This is a genomic window from Paraburkholderia sp. Ac-20342 (assembly GCF_017104985.1).
Taxonomy (GTDB): Bacteria; Pseudomonadota; Gammaproteobacteria; order Burkholderiales; family Burkholderiaceae; genus Paraburkholderia.
In genome coordinates this window covers 1-21,062 of the sequence record NZ_JAAGPQ010000080.1, presented here as the reverse complement: position 1 = coordinate 21,062, position 21,062 = coordinate 1, and the positions used below count along the sequence as shown (strand labels likewise).

Annotated in this window: 20 protein-coding genes and 1 pseudogene; 16 read left to right on the top strand and 5 right to left on the bottom strand. The window is 63.8% G+C overall.

Features of this window, described 5'->3' with window-relative positions:
- Positions 1 to 75 precede the first annotated feature (75 nt).
- The 5 genes and pseudogenes from G3N58_RS25985 (at position 76) to rpsU (ending at position 4,585) form a co-directional block, all read left to right on the top strand.
- Positions 76 to 1,524, top strand: coding sequence for a flagellin (locus G3N58_RS25985; RefSeq protein ID WP_206000561.1), 1,449 nt, complete (start codon positions 76 to 78; stop codon positions 1,522 to 1,524).
- Between the two features lie 143 nt (positions 1,525 to 1,667).
- On the top strand, positions 1,668 to 3,275 hold the full coding sequence (fliD, locus tag G3N58_RS25980) for a flagellar filament capping protein FliD (protein WP_205990420.1): 1,608 nt from the start codon (positions 1,668 to 1,670) through the stop codon (positions 3,273 to 3,275).
- Positions 3,276 to 3,295: 20 nt separating this feature from the next.
- Positions 3,296 to 3,595: a flagellar protein FliT gene (gene fliT / locus G3N58_RS25975; RefSeq protein ID WP_167047246.1), complete on the top strand. Its 300-nt coding sequence runs from the start codon at positions 3,296 to 3,298 to the stop codon at positions 3,593 to 3,595.
- Positions 3,596 to 3,727: 132 nt separating this feature from the next.
- A pseudogene (locus G3N58_RS34290) lies at positions 3,728 to 3,925 on the top strand (aldo/keto reductase); the annotation flags it as partial.
- Positions 3,926 to 4,372: 447 nt separating this feature from the next.
- Complete coding sequence (rpsU, locus tag G3N58_RS25965; protein WP_007581560.1) at positions 4,373 to 4,585, top strand: 30S ribosomal protein S21; 213 nt, start codon at positions 4,373 to 4,375, stop codon at positions 4,583 to 4,585.
- Positions 4,586 to 4,776: 191 nt separating this feature from the next.
- On the opposite strand, the gene G3N58_RS25960 is transcribed toward rpsU, so the two are convergent.
- Entirely contained in the window at positions 4,777 to 5,373 is a 597-nt protein-coding gene (locus G3N58_RS25960) for a DNA-3-methyladenine glycosylase I (RefSeq protein WP_167047249.1), read from the bottom strand.
- A 140-nt stretch (positions 5,374 to 5,513) separates the two neighbouring features.
- Here G3N58_RS25960 and G3N58_RS25955 point away from each other — a divergent pair, with 140 nt between their 5' ends.
- Together G3N58_RS25955 and G3N58_RS25950 are read left to right on the top strand one after the other, a co-directional pair.
- Entirely contained in the window at positions 5,514 to 6,395 is an 882-nt protein-coding gene (locus G3N58_RS25955) for a BadF/BadG/BcrA/BcrD ATPase family protein (protein ID WP_167047252.1), read from the top strand.
- Positions 6,396 to 6,593: 198 nt separating this feature from the next.
- Positions 6,594 to 7,415, top strand: a complete 822-nt coding sequence (locus G3N58_RS25950; RefSeq protein WP_206000560.1) for a Cof-type HAD-IIB family hydrolase — start codon at positions 6,594 to 6,596, stop codon at positions 7,413 to 7,415.
- A gap of 194 nt (positions 7,416 to 7,609) precedes the next feature.
- Here the strand turns inward: G3N58_RS25950 and G3N58_RS25945 are convergent, their stop codons facing one another.
- The 3 genes from G3N58_RS25945 to aqpZ all read right to left on the bottom strand — a co-directional run bounded on the left by G3N58_RS25945 (position 7,610) and on the right by aqpZ (position 9,833).
- Positions 7,610 to 7,900: a PXPV repeat protein gene (locus G3N58_RS25945; protein WP_206000559.1), complete on the bottom strand. Its 291-nt coding sequence runs from the start codon at positions 7,898 to 7,900 to the stop codon at positions 7,610 to 7,612.
- Between the two features lie 285 nt (positions 7,901 to 8,185).
- The gene (locus tag G3N58_RS25940) at positions 8,186 to 8,908 is read right to left on the bottom strand and encodes a histidine phosphatase family protein (protein ID WP_167047261.1); all 723 of its coding nucleotides are present in this window, start codon (positions 8,906 to 8,908) and stop codon (positions 8,186 to 8,188) included.
- A 184-nt stretch (positions 8,909 to 9,092) separates the two neighbouring features.
- Positions 9,093 to 9,833 carry an aquaporin Z gene (gene aqpZ / locus G3N58_RS25935; protein WP_167047264.1) on the bottom strand — a complete coding sequence of 247 codons (741 nt, stop codon included), beginning with the start codon at positions 9,831 to 9,833 and terminating at the stop codon, positions 9,093 to 9,095.
- A 284-nt stretch (positions 9,834 to 10,117) separates the two neighbouring features.
- Between aqpZ and G3N58_RS25930 the strand changes: the two genes are divergently transcribed.
- Complete coding sequence (locus G3N58_RS25930; protein WP_167047267.1) at positions 10,118 to 10,420, top strand: H-NS histone family protein; 303 nt, start codon at positions 10,118 to 10,120, stop codon at positions 10,418 to 10,420.
- A 290-nt stretch (positions 10,421 to 10,710) separates the two neighbouring features.
- Here the strand turns inward: G3N58_RS25930 and G3N58_RS25925 are convergent, their stop codons facing one another.
- Complete coding sequence (locus G3N58_RS25925; protein WP_206000558.1) at positions 10,711 to 11,775, bottom strand: glycosyltransferase family 4 protein; 1,065 nt, start codon at positions 11,773 to 11,775, stop codon at positions 10,711 to 10,713.
- 787 nt (positions 11,776 to 12,562) lie between these two features.
- On the opposite strand from G3N58_RS25925, the gene flhD reads away from it, so the two are divergent.
- The 8 genes from flhD to G3N58_RS25885 all read left to right on the top strand — a co-directional run.
- Complete coding sequence (flhD, locus tag G3N58_RS25920) at positions 12,563 to 12,883, top strand: flagellar transcriptional regulator FlhD (RefSeq protein ID WP_167285293.1); 321 nt, start codon at positions 12,563 to 12,565, stop codon at positions 12,881 to 12,883.
- Positions 12,883 to 13,599, top strand: a complete 717-nt coding sequence (gene flhC, locus G3N58_RS25915; protein ID WP_206000557.1) for a flagellar transcriptional regulator FlhC — start codon at positions 12,883 to 12,885, stop codon at positions 13,597 to 13,599. The genes flhD and flhC overlap by 1 nt, the downstream gene beginning before the upstream one ends.
- A 133-nt stretch (positions 13,600 to 13,732) precedes the next feature.
- Complete coding sequence (gene motA, locus G3N58_RS25910; protein WP_167047273.1) at positions 13,733 to 14,593, top strand: flagellar motor stator protein MotA; 861 nt, start codon at positions 13,733 to 13,735, stop codon at positions 14,591 to 14,593.
- A 16-nt stretch (positions 14,594 to 14,609) separates the two neighbouring features.
- Positions 14,610 to 15,617 (top strand): flagellar motor protein MotB, encoded by a 1,008-nt coding sequence (gene motB / locus G3N58_RS25905; protein ID WP_167047276.1) that lies wholly within the window; start codon positions 14,610 to 14,612, stop codon positions 15,615 to 15,617.
- Positions 15,618 to 15,703: 86 nt separating this feature from the next.
- Positions 15,704 to 16,081 carry a response regulator gene (locus tag G3N58_RS25900; protein ID WP_167047279.1) on the top strand — a complete coding sequence of 126 codons (378 nt, stop codon included), beginning with the start codon at positions 15,704 to 15,706 and terminating at the stop codon, positions 16,079 to 16,081.
- Between the two features lie 107 nt (positions 16,082 to 16,188).
- Positions 16,189 to 18,573 (top strand): chemotaxis protein CheA, encoded by a 2,385-nt coding sequence (gene cheA / locus G3N58_RS25895; protein WP_206000556.1) that lies wholly within the window; start codon positions 16,189 to 16,191, stop codon positions 18,571 to 18,573.
- Between the two features lie 144 nt (positions 18,574 to 18,717).
- On the top strand, positions 18,718 to 19,248 hold the full coding sequence (locus G3N58_RS25890) for a chemotaxis protein CheW (protein WP_167047285.1): 531 nt from the start codon (positions 18,718 to 18,720) through the stop codon (positions 19,246 to 19,248).
- Positions 19,249 to 19,311: 63 nt separating this feature from the next.
- Positions 19,312 to 21,062: methyl-accepting chemotaxis protein (locus G3N58_RS25885; protein WP_206000555.1), on the top strand; the 1,751-nt coding region annotated here is incomplete at its 3' end.

Below are 21,062 nucleotides of genomic sequence, written 5' to 3'. Positions count from 1 at the left end.
AGCAGTTGCCTCGTTCGCTGATGCCTTGGTCTATACGGCATGTAACGGGCTGACGGCCCCAACAGGAGAATTTTCATGCTCGGAATTAACAGCAACATCAACTCGTTGGTCGCGCAGCAGAACCTGACCAACTCGGGTAGCGCACTCTCGCAAGCAATTACGCGTCTGTCGTCGGGCAAGCGCATCAACAGCGCAGCGGACGACGCAGCCGGCCTCGCCATCTCGAACATTATGCAGACCCAGATCAACGGTCTGACGCAAGGTGTGTCGAACTCGAACGACGGCGTTTCGATGGTGCAAACCGCATCGAGCGGCCTGTCGTCGCTGACGAGCAGCCTGCAGCGCATCCGCGACCTCGCAACGGAAGCCTCCAACGGCGGCATGACCGATACCGACCGCGCAGCGCTGCAACAGGAAGTCGCGCAGCAGATTCAGGAAGTGAACCGGATCGCTTCGCAAACGACGTACAACGGCATGAACGTGCTGAACGGTTCGCTCGGCAGCGTGTCGTTCCAGGTCGGCGCGAACGTCGGTCAGACGATCAGCCTGAACCTCTCGCAAAACGTGTCGGCGGCATCGCTCGGCGGTGGTGCGGTGCAGGCGGGCGATACGGTCGCGTCGCTGGCTGTTTCTCTCGACTCGAACGGTGGTGCCTGGGCGGCAGGCACGTCGACGGGCACGGAAATCACGCAGTTGAACGTGCTGTCGGACGGCAAGGGCGGCTTCACGTACACGGACCAGAACGGCAACGCGCTTTCGTTCGATCCGACCGCCGCAACCACCCAGGCTTTCACCGTCAGCGCCACCACCGGCGCGCTGTCGATCACTGCCGGCGGCTCGCTCGATGCGGCCACCCAGATGGTTGCAATCAATGGCGCCAACGCCAAGCCTCAGACCGCTGGCGCGACGCTCGGCACGATCACCGGTCTCGACATCAGCGCGACGACCGGCGCGGACGCGACGACCCCGTCGTCCACGGATATCACGTCGATCACGGTGAAGTCGGACGGTAACCAAGGTCTGACGTTCTGGGATCAGAACGGCAACCAGATCACGGGCGGCACCACGGCAGGCGCGGCGATCCTCGGTGCCACCGGTCTCGCCTATACGGCCCCCACGGGCGGCACGGCAGGAACCGTGGGCGCGACGCTCGGCACCGGCATCACGCAGACGGCGAACCCGTGGACGGCCAGCTCGACCGCCACGACGCAAACCGTCGACCAGATCGACGTCAGCACCGTCGCGGGCGCCAACAAGGCGATCGAATCGATCGACGACGCACTGAACACGGTCAACAACATGCAGGCTACGCTCGGCGCCGCGCAAAACCGCTTCACGGCAATCAGCACGACGCAGCAAGCCCAGTCGACCGATCTGTCGTCGGCCCAGTCGCAAATCCAGGACGCCGACTTCGCGCAGGAAACGGCTGCGCTGAGCAAGGCGCAAGTGCTGCAGCAAGCGGGCATCTCGGTGCTGGCGCAAGCGAACTCGCAGCCGCAGCAGATTCTGAAGCTCCTGCAGTAACACGCTTTACGCAGCATGCGTTCCGCGCCCCGCCGCCGTATCCGGTGCGCGGCACGCAAACCGGTCGGGAGGCTTGCCTCCCGATTGCCATTTCTCAGATCTGAATCGATTCACACGGCATCGCCGAAACACGGAGCCTGTCCATGTCCACCGTATCCTCGACCGCAAGTTCGATCTCCAGCACTGCCGCCGCCACCGCCGCCGCCACGACCGCGGCAGCCAATGCCGCGGTGCAGGAAGCCGCGCAGTCGGTTATCAGCGGCTCGACCGGCAATTCGTCGATGGACGTGAGCTCGCTCGTGACCGCGCTCGTCAACGCCAAGATCGCCGGCCAGGCCGCGACGCTGAGCGCGCAGACAACCCAGGACAACACGGAAATCTCCGCGTACGGCACGCTCTCCGCCGCGCTTTCCGCGCTGCAGGCCGGCCTCACCTCGCTCTCGAACGGCTCGACCGTCAACGACTTCACGGCAACGGCCAGTGGCAACGGCATCACGGCCTCGGCGGGAGCCGGTGCGGTGGCCGGTTCGTATTCGCTCGACGTGGCTCAGGTGGCGACGGCGCAGGTGCTGACATCGACGGGCTATGACGGGACCAAGGCGCTCGCTTCGGGCCCGAGCACGATGACGCTGTCGGTCGGCGGCGCGAGCACGACGATCTCGCTCGACAGCACCAACAGCACGGTTTCCGGCATCGCCGCGGCCATCAACGGCGCGAGCAACAATCCCGGCGTCACGGCGACTGTCGTGAACGGCGCGGACGGCGCGCACCTCGTGCTGCACGCGGCATCCGCCGGCTCCGCGAATGCCATCAGCGTCCAGATCACCGATTCGAATTCGAGCGATCCGCTGAACAATCTCGCCGTGTCGAGCAACAAGGGCACGTCGCTGGCCGGCAACGCGAGCGCGACCGGCGCGCAGCTCAAGGCCAATCAGTCGACCCTCAACGACGGTTCGTCGACCGGCGTCACCAGCACCGCTTCCTGGACCCAGACGACGGCCGCCCAGGACGCCTATTTCACGATCGACGGCACGGGCGTCACCAGTTCGACGAACAGCGTGACGTCCGCACTTTCAGGCATCACGCTGAACCTGTCGGCCGCTTCGGTCGATACGACCGGCTCTTCGCCGCAGACGGTGACAGTCGCCCAGGACACCACCTCGCAGGCCAATGCGATCAACCAGTTCGTCACGCTGTACAACACGCTCGTCACGACGATGGGCACGCTGACCTCGTACACCGCGGGTTCGACGTCGCAAGGCGTGCTGCTCGGCGACACGACGCTGAACATGGTGCAGAATCAGCTCGCCTCGATCGTCGCGACGGGCGTGAAAAGCAACGGCACGACGACGAACCTCGCTTCGATCGGCATTACGCTGGGCGCGGACGGCTCGCTCTCGGTCGACAGCACCAAGCTGAACAATGCGCTGCAGAGCAATCAGGCGACCGTGGCGACGCTGTTCAATTCCACCAACGGCGTCGCGCAACAGCTGAACACCAACATCACCGGCTATCTATCGACCACCGGGATCATCACGTCGCGCACCAACGCGCTCAATACCGACCTGACGAGCCTCGGGACGCAACAGACGTCGCTGTCGACCTATCAGACGCAACTCACCAGTATGTACACCGCGCAGTTCACGGCGCTCAACTCGCTGTTGGCGACGACGAACAACAACTCGCAATATCTGACGCAGCTCTTCGGCGGCACGAACAGCGCCGGCGCGCTGGCCACCAACAAGAACTGAGCGGAACAGGGAGATACGACATGGAACTCGCGGCGCCGATCGATCGCATCTGGCAACTCACCAAGTCCATCGAGCAGGCGGTGGCCGTCGCCGAATGGGAGCGGGCGGCGCAGCTTGCGAGCGAGCGCTCGCCGCTTATCATGTCGCTCTCCGCGCAGCAGGCGGGCGCCGCGCTCGATGTGCTCAAGGCGGTTCAGGCAATCGACGAGCGGATCGCCGCGGAGGCGCGTCTGGCGCAGAACGAGCTCAGTGCTGAATATCGGGCGGCGATGCAGGCGGCCGGTCATGCGGGGCAGTATCAGCGCGTCGCGCAATTCTGACGCCGGTCTGATGCCGGTGCGTCGCGCCGGGTTTTGAGCTGTCTGCGCTCGCCGCGTTCTCGCGGACGCGCGTATCGAGTGCCTTGAGCGACCGGCTTGTCCGCCGGTTTGGCGCCAGGCGCGTGACGTTCGATTCTCCGCGCGCTCGATCGCGTCGCCGAGCGGCATGGCAGCACGCCGGCCGCGATCGCACTTGTCTGGTCGATCGTCCGCCAGAGCGTTGCGGCCCCAATTGCGAGCGCGACCTCGGTCGAACAGCTAAAAAGTCTCGCAAATGCCGTCGAGCTCGCGCTGAGTGCCGGCGATATCCGCGAACTGGACGCGGCGAGCACCCGATGGGACGGGCAAAGCGGGCTGCGAGGCCGACGCGGAGCGGCGGTCGGGCTTGTTGCGCCAGCGCTGGGGAAAAGCCTGGCGCAATCGCTAAACCCCTGGTAGGATGGAGAGTTTCCTGATATGATCGGGAGTGAATTGAGATCTTTGCCTGTTTCGTCAGTGTTTTTTCATTGATGAAAGGTTGGCGAAACGGCAACAGACGCGGCTTTTGCAATACGTCTGTCCGCGTTCCGCGGTGAACTCCCCACCTCTCTTTTCCGGCCTCCGTGGCCGCTTGCCTCTCGCTTCATTATTCGTGGTTTGGCCGGGGTTGTGTTTCTGCCTCGCGTTTGCCTGTTACTGGCCATGAATCGAAGCGACCGGAGGGCCGGCGCGTGAGTGGTTGCCTGAGGTAACCGCCATGCAATTAAACCCGTATCTAGTGATTGAGTTAGGAATTACATGACGACGATTCTTCTGAAGGAAAACGAGCCGTTCGAAGTGGCAATTCGCCGCTTTCGTCGCGCAATCGAAAAGAATGGCCTGATCGCTGAACTGCGTGAGCGCCAGGCATACGAAAAGCCGACCACGGCACGTAAGCGCAAGAAGGCTGCTGCGGTCAAGCGCCTGCACAAGCGTCTGCGCAGCCAGATGCTGCCGAAAAAGCTGCACTAAGCACGCTTTTCCACAGGCCGAACGGCGGTGTGAGCTTCGAAAGAAGCCACATCGCCGTTTTGCTTTTGGGGGCTTGTTTGCGAGAGCCGGGCATGGCCGGTTGCGGATTGGGATGACTGCCGGCGTTTATTGATGCCTGGATTTTGCGTCAGGAGCGCTTTTTTCAGCACGCAGGATCGATCAACGCTGTTTCAATCCGCCTTGCGCTTGCGCACCTTTTTGCCGAGCGCCGCGCATCGTGCGCGACACATACAGGTCGTCTCGTGGTCGTTCACCATGCCGACCGCCTGCATGAACGCATAGCAGATCGTCGAGCCGACGAACTTGCAGCCATAGCGTTTCAACGCCTTGCTCAATGCGTCCGACACGTCTGTCGACGCGGGCGCATGCTTGTACGACTCCCATTCGTTCTGGATCGGCGTGTCGTCGACGAAAGACCATACGAAGTTCGCGAGCGAGCCGTGCTCGGCCTGAATCTGCTGCACGGCGCGCGCGTTCTGAATGGCCGCCTCGATCTTGCCACGATGACGCACGATGCTTTCGTCGGCGACGAGTGTGTCGACGTGTTTCGGCGTGAAGCGCGCGACCTTATCGATGTCGAAGCCGGCGAAGGCGCGGCGATAACCAGCCCGCTTATTGAGTATTGTCGACCACGACAAACCGGCCTGCGCGCCTTCGAGCACGAGCATCTCGAACAGGTGCGGGTCGTCACGCGAGGGCACGCCCCATTCGGCATCGTGGTACTGTGCGAGCGCTTCGCTCGATACCCAGTTGCATCGCTGTGTCACTGTCGCGCTCCCGTGCGGTCATGTCGTTCGCCAGCATAGCCGAAGCGGGACACTCCGCAAGCTAGCCGTTCGGCCAATTGCGAGATTGGAGCCGACCTGCCACGCTACGCGTTATTCACCCACGATACTCATTCGATTCGATGAATCACGACTTCTTTCTGATTGGCGTCGACGGCGGCGGTACCGGCACGCGCGTCGTGCTCGGAGACGCGCAGGGCCGCGAACTGGCACAAGCAACAGGTGGTCCGTCGGGCCTCGGGCTCGGCATCGCGGGCGCGTGGCAGTCCATTCAGAGCGCTTGCGGCGAAGCGTTCGCACGTGCGGGCATGGCGTTGGACTGGTCGCGCTGTGTACTCGGTTGCGGCCTCGCGGGCGTCAACAATCGCGACTGGCTCGCCGAGTTCCATGCGCAGGCGCCGAAGCTCGCTGGCCTTGCCGTCGAGAGCGACGCCTATACGACCCTGCTCGGCGCGCACGACGGCGCGCCTGGCGTGATCGTGGCGCTCGGCACAGGCAGCGTTGCGGCATCGCTTGCGAGCGACGGCGAGTTTCGCATGGCGAGCGGCTATGGCTTCCCGTCGGGCGATGAGGCGAGCGGCGCGTGGCTCGGCGTGCGGCTCATCGTCCATGCGCAGCAGGCGCTCGACGGCCGCGTGCCGCTCGACGATCTTGCGCAGGCGCTGCTCGTTCACACAGGCGTGCGGGATCGCGACAGCCTCGTCGTGTGGCTCTGCGCGGCCAATCAGACGGCGTATGCGCGGCTCGCGCCCATCGCGATCGCCCATCGCACGCATCCGTTCGCGGCCCGGCTGCTCAACGAGGCCGGTGCCGAGGTGGGCAAGATGATTGCCGCGCTGGACGCTTCGGCGAGCCTGCCGGTCGCGCTGTGCGGTGGGCTCGGCGCGCCGCTGCGCGAATATGTGCCGCAAGCGTATCAGGCGCGTTTGCGGGAGCCGCTTGCCGATTCGGCGCACGGCGGGTTGCAACTGGCCCGGCGCGAAGCGGCGCGGCTCGTTGGCTGATTGGCTGATGTTCGGCAACCGAAGGCTGAGGACGCTTGTAGCTTTGTGCTCGTCGTGGTGCTGTTACGCATGCCGCTTAAAGTGGGGCTGCCAATGCGATCAGTCTGGCCTATTCACCTGCGGCAGCCGCCACGCCCGCCAACGGTAAAATACGCACTTTGACGCTGCCCTGACGGCTCACAACCGCCGGTTCTCACCATGTACAAAGTCATCGCCACGGATCTCGACGGCACGCTGCTCAACGCCGATCATCAGGTGGACCCGTTCACGGTTGCCACGGTGCGCAAGCTCGAACGCGACGGACTGCAGTTCGTGATCGCCACGGGGCGGCATTATTGCGACGTCGCGGGAATTCGCGACCTGCTCGGCATCAACCCGTATCTGATCACGTCGAACGGCGCGCGCATTCACGCGCCGGACAACGCAGTCATTCACGCCGACGACCTGCCGCCTGCCGTCGTCCAGCGGCTCGTGCAACCTGACATTGCCGGTGCGCATGGCCGCGCGATCGTCAATCTGTTTGCCGACGCGGCATGGCTCATCGATCGCGACGCGCCCGATCTGCTGAAGTTTCATCAGGACTCGGGCTTCACCTATGAAGTGACCGATCTGCCGAATCACGATGGCGCCGACATCGCGAAGGTGCTGTACATCGGCGATCCGGCCGATCTCGCGCAGATCGCGGCCAATATCGAACGCGAATTCGGCGAGCGCCTGTACGTAACTTATTCGTTGCCGGATTGTCTGGAAGTGATGACGGCGAATGTGTCGAAGGGGCGCGCGTTGCAGATCGTGCTCGAGCGCCTTGGCATCGATGCCGCGCAATGCGTCGCGTTCGGCGACAACATGAACGACATCGATCTGCTCGAAACGGCCGGCCATCCGTTCATGATGAACAACGCCAATCCCGACCTCGTCACGCGTCTGCCGCATGTGCCGCGCATCGGCAACAACTTCGAGGCGGGCGTGGCGCACCATTTGCGCAAGCTCTTCTCGCTCGGCGACGAACTGGCTTCCTGAACCGGAATGAAACCGGCCCGCATTCGCTTTCGCGGAGGCGGGCCAGTGGTGGCGCGAACGCCCGATCGTACGGGCTTCGATTGATCGCGAACTGCCGATTGATGCCAATGGCGAGCCAGCCGGGCTGGCGCAGCGTCATCCACGCCGATTCCCGATACAACCCAGCCGACGTTCAACCCGCCTCGGCTCGATTCTCAATCCCGCCAGCCACGATGCCCGCCGCGATCGTCGCGGCCCCAGCGGCGGTCGTTGTGACCCCAGCCGCGGTCATAGCGGCGATAGTCGCGGTAGTAGCCATGATCGTAGCGATGATTCCAGCCGCCGTAGTACACCGGCTCCGGTGCCGCGTAGACGCGCGCGGGGGCGGCATAAACCGGAGCGCCGAGCGACAGGCCGATGTTCAGATCCGTATGCGCTTGCGCGACTCCGCATGCGCCCGCCGCGAGTCCGGCAGCAACCAGCAGGTGAGTGACGATGCGTTTCATGTTGTTCTCCTGTGAAGCGACGTAGGTTTGTCGCACAGGACCAATGTACGCACCGAGGGCGGTTCGGACTGCGACGAGATGTTACGGACTGCAAGCATTGTCGAGGCAATCGAAGGGCGCCGGAAATCTGATGCGTTCGCGGCGGTCATTCGCCGCGTCGCGCCGGATGCACCGCTATGTAAGGCTGTACGGCTGACGGGCGCATCCGGCTGCGTCGCGTATCGCTCGTTGCATACGACCCACGTCGCAACGCGCGTAATAGCGGCTTACATTTGTATTACCCGATTAATCGGCCGCATTCGCTGAAGCGCCGCTTGCGGCCGCCGAAGCAGCCGGCAGTGCCGCGCAAGGGCAATCGGCCGCGCGTCCGTCCAGGCCTTCCCGATCGTGTTTGAAGCTCGCACGAGGCGTGCCGTTTTGCCAGTCGAGCCGAACGATATAGATGCTGTCGAAATCCGCGCTGCGCCACTTCGGGACGTCGGCCGCGTTGCCGCCATATGCGCTCATCATTTGCCGCGACAGTTTTTCGATCAGCCGGTGTTCCCATGCGATGACGATCAGCTTGCCCTGGTTGGCCGGATCGGCGAGCGCATTGCCCAACTGGTCGATCTGCGCAAAACCGTACGGCGTTTGCACGGGCATCTGAAATTGAATGGCGGTCGGCTCGATCGTCGCGAGCGGACGGACGTAATAGTAGGGATGGCCGTTGTCGTCTTTCTGCTGACCGGGATCCGGCGCGTAGATCGCATCGGGTTTGCCGAATTTGGCGGCGATGACGGCCGGCAGGGCGAGAGCACGGTTGAGCCCCTGGCAGTCGAGCTGACCGTAGCCTTGAGCGGGTTTCTCGCCATGTCGAACGAAGACGAGCGTTTCGATATTGCCGTCTGCCTTCTCCGTGACCGCCGTTGCAGGCGTCGCCGCATGCGCCGCCTGCAGCGCGAGTACGCCGGCGCACAAGCTGCCGATCGAAAGTGCTGCGCCATGCAGCCATCCACGGAAACGATTCATCGGTCACCCCTGCGCAAAAGGCCGTGATGTCGTCCGATTCTAGCAGCGCGCTTCCTTAATACGCGGTGGCTGGCTTATGCCACACTCTCGTTCGATTGCATAAAAAACGGGCGCCGTAGCGCCCGCTTTTACTGATTGCGCCATTCACGCAATTTACACAATTACGCTTTGCACAAGCGCTTCGTCAATCGAGCGCCAGTTGCTGTGCATTGTCGCTGCGATTTTCGGCGAGGAGCGGATAAACGACGCCCGCGATTACCGCGCCGATAATCGGCGCAACCCAGAACAGCCACAGCTGATCGACCGCCGCGCCGCCGACGAACAGCGCCGGGCCGGTCGAGCGTGCCGGGTTGACCGACGTGTTGGTGACCGGAATCGAAATCAGGTGGATCAGCGTCAGGCACAGGCCGATCGCGATCGGTGCGAAGCCGGCCGGCGCGCGCCGGTCGGTTGCGCCGAGGATCACGAACAGGAAGAAGCCGGTCATCACGACTTCGCAGATGAACGCCGCGGCGAGCGAGTAATGGCCCGGCGAGTGCTCGCCGTAACCGTTCGTGGCAAAGCCGCTGGCGACGAGATCGAAGCCCGGCTTGCCCGACGCGATCAGCGACAGCACGAACGCACCGAGCACCGCGCCGATCACCTGCGCGACGATGTACGGCAGCAGGTCACGCACCGGAAAGCGGCCGGCGACGGTGAGGCCGACGCTCACGGCCGGATTCAGATGGCAGCCGGAAATATGGCCGATTGCAAACGCCATTGTCAGCACGGTCAGGCCGAATGCGAGCGACACGCCGACGAAGCCGATGCCCAGACCGTGAACCGGCCCGGCAAAATTCGCCGCGAGAACCGCGCTGCCGCAGCCTCCGAGTACGAGCCAGAAAGTGCCGAAAACTTCGGCGACAAGGCGCTTTGACAGCTGCATGATTGGTAATCCTAAAAAAGTGCTCAGGGAGCATGAATCGCTAACGACGAAAACATGCCTTGAGCGCGCAATTCTAGTCAGCAGAATCCAATTCGAGTGTCAAGAATTGTCAAGGCTGTGTCGCTTATGGGGATTATTATGGGATAAACCGAAGGTTTTACAATTCACCAGATTTTAATAATTATCAGAGGAAATCTTCATAAATGGGTATTATTGGCCATTGCGAATTTTTATAATTGCAGTTAGTCTGCGGTCGAATGAGTTCTAGAAAAGGGGAGAACCGAATGTCTCAATATGCAGACCTCAAGGCGCAGATCGCCAAATTGCAGGCACAGGCAGAAGAAGCACGCCGCACGGAGATCGACAATGTCATCGCTGACATCCGCCAGAAGATCGCCGAATACGGTCTGACCGCGCAGGATCTCGGCTTCGCGGTCGCCGCCAAGCGCGGCCGTCCGCCTAAGAAGACGCCGCTGCCGGCGAAATACCAGGACCCGAAATCGGGCAGTACGTGGAGCGGGCGCGGCAAGCCGCCCAAGTGGATCGTCGGCAAGAATCGCGAGCGCTTTCTGATCGGCTCGGTCTGAGTTCGCGGCCGTGGCTGTGAAAGCGGGCTGAAGGTTTGTCGGCCGCCGCTTTTATCGGCGATGGGGCGTGCGATATGAAAGCTCAGCCATGCCGGCATTAAAAAAAGCCGCCCACGTGGGCGGCTTTTTCTTGGCGATCACGAAGATTACCGTGATTTCCCCGCATGCAAACGATTTCCATGCCGGATTTGTCCGCTATGGGTTCGTTTGAAGCGAACGGCTCAGTCCGTTATTCAAAGCCTGCTGAAAGCAGCCGGAAGCAAAAGTTTCCAGCTGCCTTTCAAACGGGTTTAGCCGACCGCCACCTGGCGCAATACCGGGCGGCTCGCCGTTTCAATCAGTGCCGAATAGCCGTCGATATAGTTCTGCGCCATCGTTTTCGAGCTGAAACGGCGTTCGAATTGCGCGCGGATTTCGCTGCGCGACAGTTCGTCGAGACGCTGCAGCGCGGCCACCGCGCCCTGCACGTCCTCGACGATGTAGCCGGTCACGCCGTGATCGATCACTTCCGGCACCGAGCCGCGGTTGAACGCGATCACCGGCGTGCCGCACGCCATCGACTCGATCATCACGAGGCCGAACGGCTCCGACCAGTCGATCGGGAACAGCAGCGCCTTCGCGCCCGACAGGAACTCGGGCTTCTGCGCCTCGTTGATCTCGCCGACGAACTCCACATGCGCCATCGACAGCAACGGCTCGATCTCGCGCTTGAAGTACTCCATGTCGACCTTGTCCACCTTGGCGGCGATCTTCAGCGGCAGACCGCTTTGCGCAGCGATCTTGATGGCTGTATCGACGCGTTTTTCGGGGCAGATGCGGCCGAGGAACGCCAGATACTCGGGCTTCCTGTGCGGCTGCGGTGTGAGCAGTTGCTCCGGCAGGCCGTGATAGATCGTGTTGAGCCAGTTGGCCTGCGGCAGCGGAATCCGCTGCGAATCCGAAATCGACACGACCGGCACATGCGAGAACGCGTCGAACACCGGCTGCAATTCCGGTAGATCGAGACGGCCGTGCAGCGTCGTCACGAACGGCGTGTCCATGGTCGTGAAAAGCGGAAACGGCATGTAGTCGAGGTGAAAATGCAGTACGTCGAACTCGTGCGTGACCTTGCGCACCTTTTCCAGCATCAGCACGTGCGGCGCCAGTGCGTCGCGAATCGTCGGATCGAGGCGCAGCGCGCGCGGCCAGCATGCCTCGAGATTCGCGGACGTGACCGAGTCGCCGCTCGCGAACAGCGTGACGTCGTGTCCGAGGTCGACCAGTGCCTCGGTCAGGTACGACACGACGCGTTCGGTGCCGCCGTAGAGTTTCGGCGGGACGGCTTCATACAGCGGCGCAATTTGTGCGATTCGCATGCGGTTTCTCCTGTGTCAATCGGAGTGGACGCTTTGAGGCGTGCTCCGATCCCTTGCGAAAAGGGGGGGGTTACTAGGGGCTTCGCGCTGCGGCGCTCGAATAGCGCGAGGAGCGAATGCCACGGACGGCTGGGCGCGGTTTGCCCCCGCCCGAGGGGGCTCCGAATCGGCATCGGGTAATCCCTTAGCTTCATTATCGGGATGAACCGCGCTAATTCGAGTTATTTTTCAAACGCTTAATGTTGTTACAGCGCGAAACATGAGCCGCTACAGCTCAATCGACAGGCTGTCCCGATACTCGGGACGCGTGTTTGCGCATAGTAAACAAACACTCAAAAACGCGTACGCGAGCCGAGCAAGCCGCGCGCCCGGGCGATCGGACGGCAATCGGGAATCGTCTAATAGGACTTTATTGCAGAGCGGTGAAAAGGTCTTATAATCATCGGCCACCGCCCCGCGGTGCGACGATAAGCCGCTGCAAACTCACCATTCGGCACATGGCATCGCCCCGGAAATTCCCAAAGTGCATAGCACGTCCCTGCCCGCGCGCCGCTTCATCCCATTTATTGCATCGGCTCAGCCTGGTATGTAGGAAAAATTCCTACATAAATGACGGATTAATCCGTCAAAAAGGCAGGGTGTCTCTCCGATTTTCGGCAGCTCCCCCTTTCGAGACAATGCTTGCAACACAGGAAACGAGCCGATTCGCACACTTCGGGTGAATGCGTTCGAGCAAACGTTTTCGCAAAATGGCCTGACCAGCCAGATAAACGTCCGGGGGGAAATCATGAGCACGAATAGCGATATGCTCAATGAGATCAGAGAAGTTAACCTGTCTTATCTCCTGCTCGCGCAGCGTCTGCTGCGCGAAGACAAGCCTATGGGCATGTTTCGCATGGGAATCTCGGATCAGCTCGCAGAGGTGATCGCCAATCTGTCGCTGGCGCAGACCGTCAAGCTGGCGGCGTCCAACCAGATGCTGTGCCGTTTCCGTTTCGACGACCACGCCGTGCTGTCCGCCCTCGCGGACAAGGACAAGGCGAGCGTCGTCGCGCAGGCGCACTCGGCAATCCTGATGGCGAGCCAGCCGGTCGAGCAACTCGGCTGATGGCCGGTAAAAGCGTCGTACTCGAAGTCAGGGAAATCACTCTCGCCATCGAGCTGATCGAACTCGGTGCGCGTCTGCAGTTGCTGGAAGCGGAAACCAGCCTGTCGCGCGACCGGCTCATCAGGCTGTACAAGGAACTGAAAGGGGTATCGCCGCCCAAGGGCATGCTGCCGTTTTCGACCGACTGGTTCATGACCTGGCAGCCGAACTTTCATTCGTCCCTGTTCTACAACACCTACCGCTTCATCACGGACCACGGCGGTTGCCGCGCGATCGAGTCGATCGTGAAGAGCTACCGGCTCTATCTGGAACATGTTCAGTTGCACGGCGACGAGCCGGTGCTGAGCCTCACGCGCGCATGGACGCTCGTGCGCTTCTTCGACTCCGGCATGCTGCAGATGAGCACCTGCTGCCGCTGCGGCGGACACTTCGTCGCCCACGCGCACGAACCGCGGCGCGGCTTCGTCTGCGGGCTGTGCCAGCCGCCCTCGCGCGCGGGCAAGACGAAGAAATCGGCTGAGCGTGCCGGCACGCCCGCGAGAACGGCAACCGTGGGGATGGCCGGCGCCAGGGCGCGCGGGGCAGGCAACATCCGCGACGCCGTGGGCGCAACCGCCGCAGCTACGGCCACGGCCGCCATGCGTGCTGTCAATGCAGTCAATGCCGCGCGCGCCACCATGACGCCCGAGCTCGCCGCCGCCGCCGCTGGACTCTGATCCTTCCCCCGACGCCCCCGATGCCTCGGGCGCACACCCGAGCGCGGCAGCGCTTTTCCCCGAAAGTTTTCCGCACGACTGCCGTAAACAAAACTAACGACGGCTCCCGTCGCTTTTTTGTGAGGGCTCGGCAGTGCTGATTTTCGTGGGAACACTCGTGACGCTATTGTCCGTTTTCGGCGGTTACGCGCTCGAAGGCGGCCATCTCGGCGCGCTGCTGCAACCCGTTGAAGTGCTGATGATCGCCGGCGCCGGATTCGGCGCGTTCATTCTCGGTAACGGGATGAAGACGATCAAGGCAACGCTGCGCGTCATCCCGACCCTGTTCAAGGGGGCCAAATACAACAAGGACGTCTATATGGAGCTGATGGCGCTCCTCTACGTCCTGCTCGCGAAGGCGCGCAAGGAAGGCACGCTGACGCTGGAGGCCGACATCGACGATCCGTCGAAGAGCCCGATTTTCACGCAGTACCCGAAGATTCTCGCCGACAAGCACATCATCGAATTCCTGACCGACTATCTGCGCCTGATGGTCGGCGGCAACATGAACGCGTTCGAGATCGAGAGCCTGATGGACGAGGAGATCGAGACGCACCACCAGGAAGGCGAAGCGCCCGCGCACGCGCTGACCAAGGTCGGCGACGCGATGCCGGCGTTCGGCATCGTCGCCGCGGTGATGGGCGTGGTCCACACGATGGCCTCGGCCGACAAGCCGCCCGCCGTGCTCGGCGAGATGATCGCCCAGGCGCTGGTCGGCACCTTCCTCGGCATTCTGCTTTCGTACGGGCTGATCGGGCCGCTCGCGAGCGTTGCCGAGCAGCGCGTGACCGAGTCGACCAAGATGTTCCAGTGCATCAAGGTGACGATCCTCGCGAGCCTGAACGGCTACGCGCCGGCCATTGCCGTCGAGTTCGGCCGCAAGGTGCTCTTCTCGACCGAGCGCCCGTCGTTCGCCGAGCTCGAAGAGCACGTGCGCCGCGTCAAGGCCAAATAACCAGGCGGCTAAACCGATGAGCAAGGACAAAGACCGCGCGATCGTCGTCAAGCGTTCCACGCCGAAGAAGGCCGGCCACCACGGCGGCGCGTGGAAGCTCGCGTACGCGGACTTCATGACCGCGATGATGGCGTTCTTCCTGCTGATGTGGCTGCTGAGTTCGGCGTCCACGGTGCAGTTGCGCGGCATCGCCGACTACTTCAACCAGCCGCTGAAGATCACGCTGTGGGGCGGCGATCGCAGCGCGGAGGATTCGAGCATCCTGAAGGGCGGCGGGCGCGACATCTCGACCGACGCGCAGGGCGTGACCCGCTCGACCGACGGCAGCAGCAGCCGCGCCGAGCGCAGCGCGTCGCACAACAACGAGGACTCGGTGAAGCAGTTGCAGGGCGAGCTCGAACGCCAGGAGCAGGTGCGTCTGCACGACCTGCAGGTCAAGCTGATGGCCGCGATCGAGGCGAACCCGGTGCTGCGCCAGTTCAAGCAGCAGATCCGCATCGACTCGACGCTGACGGGCCTGCGCATCGAGATCGTCGATTCACAGAAGCGGCCGATGTTCGCGACCGCCAACGACGAAGTCGAGCCGTACATGCGCGACATCCTGCGCGAGATCGGCCACACGCTGAACGACGTGCCGAACCGCATCATCGTGCAGGGCCACACCGACGCCGTGCCGTACGCGGGCGGCGAGAAGGGCTACAGCAACTGGGAGCTGTCGGCCGATCGCGCGAATGCGTCGCGCCGCGAGCTGATCGCGGGCGGCATGGACGAAGCGAAGGTGATGCGCGTGCTCGGCCTCGCCTCGACGCAGAACCTGAACAAGGCGGACCCGCTCGATCCGGAGAACCGCCGCATCAGCATCATCGTGTTGAACAAAAAGTCGGAAGAGGCGCTCGATCACGACGACTCGACGACGACCACCTTGTCGGACGACGCAGCAGGCTCGAAGCCGTTGCTGCAAAAACTTGCGCAGCCGGCGACGGCTGCACCGAAGCCGACGGCGTCAACGCCGCCGGCCCAGTAACAGGAACAGGATTCGGCCGCCGGGCCGGAACGCGCCTCGCCGGCGCGCTCCGCCCGGGGCCGGGGTTTAAGCGCAGCGAGGTTTTCATGATCAGGCACATCCTGGCAATCGACGATTCGGCATCGATGCGGCAGATCCTTGCCGCGACGCTGACGAGCGCCGGCTATGAGGTCACGCTCGCAGCGGACGGCAACGAGGGGCTCGAAAACGCGCTCGCGACGTCGTTCGATCTCGTGCTGACCGACCAGCACATGCCGGGCCGGACCGGCCTCGATCTGATCGCCGCGCTGCGCGGCAATCCGGCGTACCAGGCGACGCCGATTCTCGTCCTCACGACGGAATCGGGCGAGTCGTTCAAGAGCGCGGCGCGCGAGGCGGGCGCGACCGGCTGGATCGAAAAGCCGCTCGACCCGGACCTGCTGACCGAACTGGTCGCGGCGCTGGCCGAGCCGGAAGCGACCTGACAGGCGGAACCGGTGCGGCAAGCGCCACCTTCGGACACAGTACATAGCTCTCGACGCGGCTGCACGGCAGCTCACGCTCAGACAGGAACTCTCGCGGTGACCCAGGCATGACACTCGACATCACACAGTTCTATCAGACCTTCTTCGACGAAGCGGACGAACTGCTCGCGCAGATGGAGCAACTGCTGCTCAATCTGGACGTGGCGCACCCGGACCCCGAAGACCTCGCGGCGATTTTCCGCGCCGCGCATTCGATCAAGGGCGGCGCGGCGACCTTCGGCTTCACTGCGCTCACGGAGACGACGCACATTCTCGAGTCGCTGCTCGATCGCGCGCGCAACAACGAACTCGTGCTGCGCAAGGACATGATCGACACGTTCCTCGAAACCAAGGACGTGCTGTCGGGCCAGCTCGCCGACTACCGCGCGAGCGCCGAGCCCGATGCGGCGGTGGCGCGCGCGATCTGCGCGAAGCTCGAACAGCTGCATGCGGAAAGCCGCATGGGCGGCGCGCCGGCAGAGGCGCCGGCGGCGGCCGCACCGGTCGCGCAAACGGCACAAGCGGTGGCACAAGCCGAGGCACCGGTCGCAGCCGCGCAAGTACCAGTGCAGGCACAGGCAGCAGAACACGCGGCACCAGAACAAAACGGCACCCCGCCCGAGCACGTCGTCGAACAGGCGGTGCAAGCGGCGGCGGGCGAACGGACCGGCGACGGCGAGGCAGAAGCCAAGGCCGACGGCGCCGGTCCTCATCTGAAAATTACGCTACGGGGCGTGGGAGAGAAAGACCAGGAACTGCTTGCCGAAGAGCTGGGCAACCTGGGCAATATCGTCGGGCAGGTCAAGAGCGGCAGCGATCTGATGCTGTGGCTTTCGACCGACGTACCTTCCGACGACATCATCGCCGTGTGCTGTTTCGTGATCGACGAAAGTCAGATCTCGATCGGCCGCGGCATCGCACCGGCGGATGAGGCGCAGCAAGGCGAACCTGGAACGCCCGATGCTGCCACTCAGTCGCCGGCGCAAACCGTGTATGTCGCGAGCGCTGTTCCGGCGGCGCAGCCGGTCGGTTACTCGGAGCATGCGGCCGTGTCGGCCACTGCGGTCTCACTGGCTGCGCCCGCGGGCGCAGCCAGTGAGACCGGCGGCGCCGAGCCGGGGGCGTCGTCAGCCGTGTCGGTGCAAGCGGCTCAGGCGGTTCAGGAGGCTCAGGCAACAGCGGCGGCGAAGCCCGCTGCCGGCGCACCCGCCGACCCGGACCGCAAGGCGGGCCGGACGGCCGCGGCGGCGGCCAATGGCGAAGGCAGTTCGATTCGCGTCGGCGTCGAGAAGGTCGATCAGTTGATCAACCTCGTCGGCGAACTGGTGATTACGCAGGCGATGCTTGCGGAAACCACCAGCACGTTCGACCCGGCGCTGCACGACCGGCTCTTCAACGGCATGGCGCAACTCGAACGCAACGCGCGCGATCTGCAGGAAGCGGTGATGTCGATCCGCATGATGCCGATGGACTACGTGTTCAGCCGCTTCCCGCGTCTGGTGCGCGATCTCGCGGCGAAACTCGGCAAGGAGGTCGAACTCGTCACCTTCGGTCAGGCGACCGAGCTCGACAAGAGCCTCATCGAACGGATCATCGATCCGCTCACGCATCTCGTGCGCAACAGTCTCGACCACGGCATCGAAACCGTGGAAGCGCGGCGCGCGGCGGGCAAGGATTCGACTGGCCAGCTGGTGCTGTCGGCGGCGCACCACGGCGGCAACATCGTGATCGAGGTCAGCGACGACGGCGCGGGCCTGCGCCGCGACAAGATTCTCGCGAAGGCGGCCAGGCAGGGCATGCAGGTCAGCGACACGATGAGCGACGAGGAAGTCTGGAACCTGATCTTCCTGCCGGGCTTCTCGACGGCGGAGCAGGTCACGGACGTGTCGGGCCGCGGCGTCGGCATGGACGTGGTGAAGCGCAACATCCAGTCGATGGGCGGTCACGTCGAGATCACGTCGCACGCAGGCAAGGGCAGCACCACGCGCATCGTCTTGCCGCTCACGCTCGCGATTCTCGACGGCATGTCGGTGAAGGTCGGCAACGAGATTTTCATCCTGCCGCTGAACTTCGTGATGGAGTCGCTGCAGCCGCTGGCCGAAGACATCTACACGGTCGCCAACGGCGAGCGCGTGGTGCGCGTGCGCGGCGAATATCTGCCGCTCGTCGCGTTGCACGAAGTGTTCAACGTCGCGGATGCGAAGCAGGACCCGACCCAGAGCATCGTCACGATCATGCAGACCGAGGGGCGCCGCTTCGCGATGCTGATCGACGAACTGGTCGGCCAGCAGCAGGTGGTCGTGAAGAATCTGGAAACGAACTACCGCAAGGTACACGGCATTTCCGCCGCGACCATTCTCGGCGACGGCAGTGTCGCGCTGATCGTGGACGTGGCGGCGCTCAATCGCGAATCGCGTCATGCGCATGGGCACGGCGCGATGAGTCTCGCGTGAGGCCGGGCATGAGCGGCGCAAGAGGCACAAGAGGTATGAGCGGCATAGGCGGCACGGGCGGCACGACCGCGCGGGCGGCATCCGCACCGGCAGTCTCCGCAACACACATTCAACCCATTTCATCCCAACCGTTTGGGGGCTAACGTGGCAGAAGTCCAATCCATCAATTCGAGCGCCGCGAGCGGAGCGAACGGTCGCCGCGACACGCAGCAGGCGGACGCCGGCGGTCAGGAATTCCTCGTCTTCACGCTCGGCGCCGAAGAGTACGGCATCGACATCCTGAAGGTGCAGGAAATCCGCGGCTACGACAACGTGACGCGCATCGCCAATGCGCCCGAGTTCATCAAGGGCGTCATCAACCTGCGCGGCATCATCGTGCCGATCGTCGACATGCGCATCAAGTTCCATCTGGGCCGCGTCGAGTACGACCATCAGACCGTCGTGATCATCCTGAACGTCGCGCATCGCGTGGTCGGCATGGTCGTCGACGGCGTCTCGGACGTGCTCACGCTCGCGGTCGACCAGATCATGCCGGCGCCCGAATTCGGCGCGACGCTGACGACCGAGTACCTGACGGGCCTCGGCACGGTCGACGGCCGCATGCTGATCCTGATGGACATCGAGAAGCTCATGACCAGCTCCGAGATGGCGCTGACCGAAACGCTCGGCGTCTGAGCGCCGCGTGAACGGCAGCAGCAAGGCAAACCGCAAGGAAAACATGGCAATGGGAGCGTCAAGATGCTGAGCAGGTGGTCGATCCGCACCTCGCTGACGATGGTGGGGATTTTTCTGGTTGCGCTGACCGTGGTGGCCGGCGCGCTCGGGCTGACGGCGCTCAAGCGCGCCAGCGCTTCGCTCGATCGCCTCGCGCGCGGCGAGTTCGTCGCGATGCATGCGCTCGACGACGCGTCGGCGTATCTGCTGCGCGCGCGCGTCGCGGTCGACCGCTTCAACACGATGACGGCGGCGGGCAATGCGGACGAAGCGAAGCAGACGCTCGGCCGGGCGCAGGAATTGCTCGATAAGGGCAATCAGAGCTGGCAGGTGTATCTCGACACGCCGAAGCACGGCGTCGATCAGGCGTTGCTCGACGACGTGGCCGCCAAACACACGACCGTGATGCACGACGGCGTGGACGCGGAGTTCGCCGCGCTGAACGCGAACAACCTCGACGCGTATCACGCGATCGCCGACATGAAGATCAGCCCGATGTTCATCGCCTACGACACGGCTTCGGCCGCGGTCATCAAGGCGTTGCAGCAGAGCGTGCTCGATCAGCAGGCGAGCGCGCAGTCCAATGCCTCGCTGATGATGACGCTGATCGGCGCCGTGACCGTGCTCGCGCTGCTGCTCGTGTTCGGCATCCGCTTCGCGCTGGGCCGGCTCATCGTGCAGCCTCTCGCGGACGCGACCGCCTGCTTCGAGCGCATTGCCGCGGGCGATCTGTCGGGCACCGTCGAGGTGTTCAGCCGCAATGAAATCGGCCGGCTGTTCGACGGCATCCGGCGCATGCAGGAAAGCCTCGCGACGATGGTGCGCGCGGTGCGTAGCAGCACCGAGTCGATCGATACCGGCGCGCGCGAAATCGCCATGGGCAACACCGATCTGTCGCAGCGCACCGAGCAGCAGGCCGCGTCGTTGCAGGAAACCGCGTCGAGCATGGATCAGCTGACCGGCACCGTGCGGCAGAACGCCGAGAACGCGCGCCAGGCGAGCCAGCTTGCCGTGAACGCATCCGACATCGCGACGCGCGGCGGCGACGTGGTGAGCCAGGTCGTCACGACGATGCAGGCGATCGCGAGCAGTTCGGACAAGGTCGTCGACATCATCGGCGTGATCGAGGGCATCGCGTTCCAGACCAACATCCTCGCGCTGAACGCGGCGGTCGAAGCCGCGCGCGCCGGCGAGCAGGGGCGCGGCTTCGCGGTCGTCGCGGGCGAAGTGCGCAGCCTCGCGCAGCGCAGCGCGAGCGCCGCGAAGGAGATCAAGGAGCTGATCGGCGATTCGGCCGACAAGGTGCACAGCGGCTCGGAACTGGTGGGCCGTGCGGGCACGACGATGGACGAGATCGTCCAGGCGGTGCGGCGCGTGACCGACATCATGGGCGAGATCAGCGCCGCCTCGGAAGAGCAGTCGGGCGGCATCGAGCAGGTCAATCGCGCGGTCGTGCAGATGGATTCGGTCACGCAGCAGAACGCCGCGCTGGTCGAGCAGGCGGCGGCCGCGGCGGCGTCGCTCGAAGATCAGACGCGCCAGTTGCAGGCCGTGCTGAGCGGCTGGACAGTCGCGGGCGGTGCGGCGCCGGCGCGTCTCCCGACGGCGGCGCACGCGGGCGGTGTGACCGGCAGGCAGTCCGCCAAAGCGATGACGCCGCAAGCGGCGAGCGCGGCGAACGCGAACCGTGCAACAGGCAACGCAACGGGCAAGGCGGGCAAGGCCGCCGCGACGGCAAGCGCTGCCGTCGCCACCCACGAGGCCGGCGCCCGCGA

What these genes read in the sequence shown, in the direction of transcription:
- fliT (WP_167047246.1), top strand. Translation starts at nt 3,296, where the DNA reads ATGGAACTCGCGGCGCCGATCGATCGCATCTGGCAACTCACCAAGTCC.
- flhD (WP_167285293.1), top strand. Translation starts at nt 12,563, where the DNA reads ATGAGCACGAATAGCGATATGCTCAATGAGATCAGAGAAGTTAACCTG.
- fliD (WP_205990420.1), top strand. Translation starts at nt 1,668, where the DNA reads ATGTCCACCGTATCCTCGACCGCAAGTTCGATCTCCAGCACTGCCGCC.
- G3N58_RS25900 (WP_167047279.1), top strand. Translation starts at nt 15,704, where the DNA reads ATGATCAGGCACATCCTGGCAATCGACGATTCGGCATCGATGCGGCAG.
- cheA (WP_206000556.1), top strand. Translation starts at nt 16,189, where the DNA reads ATGACACTCGACATCACACAGTTCTATCAGACCTTCTTCGACGAAGCG.
- flhC (WP_206000557.1), top strand. Translation starts at nt 12,883, where the DNA reads ATGGCCGGTAAAAGCGTCGTACTCGAAGTCAGGGAAATCACTCTCGCC.
- G3N58_RS25925 (WP_206000558.1), bottom strand. Translation starts at nt 11,775, where the DNA reads ATGCGAATCGCACAAATTGCGCCGCTGTATGAAGCCGTCCCGCCGAAA.
- G3N58_RS25955 (WP_167047252.1), top strand. Translation starts at nt 5,514, where the DNA reads ATGAATCACGACTTCTTTCTGATTGGCGTCGACGGCGGCGGTACCGGC.
- aqpZ (WP_167047264.1), bottom strand. Translation starts at nt 9,833, where the DNA reads ATGCAGCTGTCAAAGCGCCTTGTCGCCGAAGTTTTCGGCACTTTCTGG.
- G3N58_RS25945 (WP_206000559.1), bottom strand. Translation starts at nt 7,900, where the DNA reads ATGAAACGCATCGTCACTCACCTGCTGGTTGCTGCCGGACTCGCGGCG.
- G3N58_RS25950 (WP_206000560.1), top strand. Translation starts at nt 6,594, where the DNA reads ATGTACAAAGTCATCGCCACGGATCTCGACGGCACGCTGCTCAACGCC.
- G3N58_RS25930 (WP_167047267.1), top strand. Translation starts at nt 10,118, where the DNA reads ATGTCTCAATATGCAGACCTCAAGGCGCAGATCGCCAAATTGCAGGCA.
- G3N58_RS25940 (WP_167047261.1), bottom strand. Translation starts at nt 8,908, where the DNA reads ATGAATCGTTTCCGTGGATGGCTGCATGGCGCAGCACTTTCGATCGGC.
- G3N58_RS25985 (WP_206000561.1), top strand. Translation starts at nt 76, where the DNA reads ATGCTCGGAATTAACAGCAACATCAACTCGTTGGTCGCGCAGCAGAAC.
- motB (WP_167047276.1), top strand. Translation starts at nt 14,610, where the DNA reads ATGAGCAAGGACAAAGACCGCGCGATCGTCGTCAAGCGTTCCACGCCG.
- rpsU (WP_007581560.1), top strand. Translation starts at nt 4,373, where the DNA reads ATGACGACGATTCTTCTGAAGGAAAACGAGCCGTTCGAAGTGGCAATT.